The 1018-nt window shown below is 68.9% G+C and carries 1 protein-coding gene; it reads right to left on the reverse strand.

What is annotated here, in order from left to right:
• Nucleotides 1-260: 260 nt before the first annotated feature.
• Nucleotides 261-1018, reverse strand: a 758-nt coding sequence (locus tag V3H18_RS16560; protein ID WP_332083183.1) for a tetratricopeptide repeat protein, incomplete at its 5' end; no start/stop codon positions are given.

Consider the following 1018-nt stretch of genomic DNA (forward strand, 5'->3'; position numbering starts at 1 on the left):
GCGCCGCCCGTGATCGCGCCAAGCGCGAAGCCGCCGATGCCGGCGGCGATGGCGGGACCGGCGGAATCGGCCTGCGCCGGCGCGGTCGGCGCGAGCGTCAGGGCGCCGATCGCGAGAACCCCCGCAAGCATCGCGATTTTATTGCGCATCTCTCTCTCCCAGTGACAAGCCGCTCGCGCGCGCCGATACGCGTCGGCGGCCGCGAGACTGCGAGAATAAGAGCGATCATGTAGACGAAGCGTTAACGCCGCCTCTCGTCTTCAGAGCTGCGAGAATTTGGGCTTCGATCCAGGTTTTGGCGCCGGCTTGACGAAGGCGGGCTCCCTGATCGTCTCGCCGCCGCTCTTGAGCGTCGGCGCCTCATTGGCTTCGCGCGACGGCTCCCGGGGACGGAAAGCGCCGGCAAGCGCCCTGGCGGCGGCAAGCTCTTTCGAATCGAGCCGCGCGCCGATCTCGTCGCGCTTCTTGGCGGCGTCCTCGTCGCCCTGATCCGCTGCGGCGGAGAGCCAGACATAGGCCTGTTTGAGATCCTGGCTTACGCCAAGCCCGCGCGCGTAGAGGATCGCGAGATTGAACTGGCTGTCGCGCACGCCAAATTCGGCGGCCTTGCGAAACCATTCGGCGGCGCCGGCGTAATCGGGCTTGTCTTCGCCGCCTTCGGCGAGCAGCACCGCGAGATTATGCATGGCGCGGGCGTTTCCGGCCTCGGCCGCGAGCCGGTACCATTTGCGGGCGCGCGCATAATCGCGCTCGACGCCGACGCCCTTCTCATACATCGAGCCGATGCGATATTGCGCCGGCGCGACGCCCTGCCCGGCGGATTTTTCGAACCATTGCGCCGCCGCCTTGGCGTCGCGCGCGACGCCACGCCCTTCGATAAGCCGCGCGCCGATCTCATATTGCGCGCTCGCCTCGCCCTGCGCGGCGAGGCTCTCGATCGCGGCGAAAGCGTCCCCGGCCGAAAGCGGCGGCGCGCTGATCGCGCCGGTCGGCGTCGGATCGATCGGCGCCTGCGCGC

This window comes from Methylocystis borbori (assembly GCF_036576025.1).
GTDB classification, from domain to species: domain Bacteria; phylum Pseudomonadota; class Alphaproteobacteria; order Rhizobiales; family Beijerinckiaceae; genus Methylocystis; species Methylocystis borbori.